The organism is Microcystis sp. M113S1 (genome assembly GCF_020246945.1).
Lineage (GTDB): Bacteria > Cyanobacteriota > Cyanobacteriia > Cyanobacteriales > Microcystaceae > Microcystis.
Genome location: NZ_JADBSA010000189.1, coordinates 1 through 2531 on the forward strand (window position 1 = coordinate 1; position 2531 = coordinate 2531).

At 43.5% G+C, this 2531-nt stretch carries 2 protein-coding genes; one reads left to right on the top strand and one right to left on the bottom strand.

From position 1 onward, the window contains the following. The coding region (locus IM319_RS09650; protein ID WP_287735444.1) for an arginase family protein at nucleotides 1-539 on the bottom strand (539 nt) is incomplete at its 3' end. 561 nt (nucleotides 540-1100) lie between these two features. On the opposite strand from IM319_RS09650, the gene IM319_RS09655 reads away from it, so the two are divergent. Next, the gene (locus IM319_RS09655; protein WP_287735442.1) at nucleotides 1101-2093 is read left to right on the top strand and encodes a hypothetical protein; all 993 of its coding nucleotides are present in this window, start codon (nucleotides 1101-1103) and stop codon (nucleotides 2091-2093) included. The last annotated feature ends 438 nt before the right edge of the window (nucleotides 2094-2531 follow it).

Genomic DNA, 2531 nt, shown 5'->3' on the forward strand with positions numbered 1-2531 from the left:
GCCCGAATTCCCACGGGTAAGGTCGGTAAACCCATTTCTAACACCCGACGCATCACACAGGCGTGGTTATGGTGGGAGCCTTCGTACTCAAAACGCATATCGCCATGGGCATCAATTTGAACCACCGTAAAAGGTTCCGATAAAGCTTGTCGGTAAGCTTGTACTACTCCCGTAGTGATAGCGTGTTCACCCCCGACGGCGACGACAAATTTATCATCGGCGATTAAACGAGAAACTGTAGCTGTGGTGACGGCTAACATCTCCTCGGCGGACAATTGCGGTTGCTGACGGGTATCTGCGATTGCCTCATGGGTATAGATGCCCACTTCTAAACAGGTTTCCCTCTTAAGTTCCTCGTCATAGGCTTCCAGTTGTTGGGAAGCGGTAATCACCGCCGCCGGCCCGGTTTCACAACCCTTACGATAGGTGGTGGTGGCCTCGTAGGGAATCGGCAGGATCACGGCCTTAGCTGTGGCGTAAGTGGCGATCGCTTCACTACCTAAAAACTGTTCGCTACCGGTGGCGCAAGACAATAACATGGGCAAGTCACAGAAAATTTTAGTCCAATCTTTCATTATAAATATTTTGACTATTTTTGTCTATTACAGCCTTTCTCATCAACCTGAACTGACCTCATACATATCTACTAAGTAGCAAAAAACCCTTATCCATCAATAGCTACACTCCTCGATTTCTCGATCAAGATTGGTTTCCTGCGGGCGATAATCTGGAAATATAGCCATCAGTTAGGCTGCTTCATACTGCTGTAACAAAAAACAACTATCCCCCGATAGCGATCGCTAAAGGTCGAATAATTGTCAGTTTTTATCAAGGGGTGCGGTCAGATCTAGGAATCATCGCTAGAATGAGCCTAATTGTCAGGAATTTAGTTAAACAAGGTTTTTGACAATAGGCTAATCTGGCTAATGCGCTTTTGGGGGTGATATAGGGAAAACTTCTGGCGATTGCGCTTAAATGAAGTAATATACAGAAAGTTGGCCCGTATCGTTACTCTGGAGAGTGTTATACAGAAATTTTCCGTGTAATATGTAGTTAGGATGCAACCGTGAATTAAAACTATCTACAGATAAAAATACTCTATGGAATATATTTCATCAGCTTTGCGCTTGGAATTTCGGGAATTTTGCAGAGATGCTCTAGCTCTGCGTCAGATTGATGACATTTTTCAAATGGCTGGTATTCAGCGAGGTCAACCTGAGCGTGTTCTTAGCGGTGAGAGACGTTCACGGGTCGAGGAATACTATGCATCTATAGACTGGACTGACTTAATAGATACTCAAAAATTCTTAAAAGTCATAGGATTGGTATTATCACAATCCTATATTTCTGATGGGCAAAAAGATTTTCTGCGAAATAAATGTATAAAAGAAGGCTTAGTTGTTGAGGGACAACAAGTTCAACTTCCGCAAATAACATCTCCTGATGCAACTGACGATTTATTTATGCATCAATTTCCTGGTGGGCTTCCTTTTGGATTAGCCAAACCTGAGTTTGCTGTAACTGCCAAAAAAGGTAAGCAATCACTAAAATTTGAATTGAAATCTGGGATAGGTATTATTTGGCGGGATGTGTATCCAAATTTTGATTTTCCAACTTTTCAAGCTGCTTGTGGAATTAACTCGGAAACAAACTTGGCACTAAAGAAAGCTCTTCTTGCCATGAATCAAACCGAATGTGAAAAAACATTTTTCCAGTCATATGCCAAGTATTTCCGTATGGCTGATAACCATATACCAATTTTGATTCCACAAGCCTGGATACAATGGCATTCGTCATCGAAAAAGGTTTTGCAAGCTTCGGGAAGTTCCCTGGCAAAAGAACCGTATCGTGTAGATTTCGTCGCATTTTGGAATAATCATAGATATGCGATATTGATTGACGATATTAGTCACTACGCGATAAAGCATGGCAATCAGTGGATAGCTGATGAGAAAACGTACTCAAAACGTCTAGAGGAAGACCGAACATTACAAGTAGAGGGGTGGAAGATTTTTAGAGTGAGTAATTGGGAGGTCAGGCAGAATAAAGTGGGTGAAATAGTTACTGACTTACAGAAATTCATTGGATTTTAATCGGGCTGAAGAGCAGCCTAACAACGCCCATGCACTCCGACCACAAACCTTTCAGTGCGATCGCCGATCTTGTAGGGTGAGTTCCCTAATGCAACTTCTACCGCTCCACAGATCGATTTTTGGGGAACGCACCATGCACATTGATTGAAGTTGTAAGTCTAGGCGTTGCAGAATCAAGGCATGAATGCCAACTGTGCATCGTATCCAAAAGTTAGTTTGGGTCTAGCGGCAAGATGTAGGCAGAGTAGTCAAGTGAAGTGTCCCATGCCTGAGCCTCACCTTGTACAGAGCCGACAATTGACATCCTCACCGCCGTAAAACGGACGGTGATTCCCAAACCTCACGATTTAGGTTTCTGCTTCTTTCCCTTGCGGGGTTCCGCACCTGCCGCCCCAGTTTTACTCTGTTCTGGTCTTATGGTCGCTCTACAGACTGACA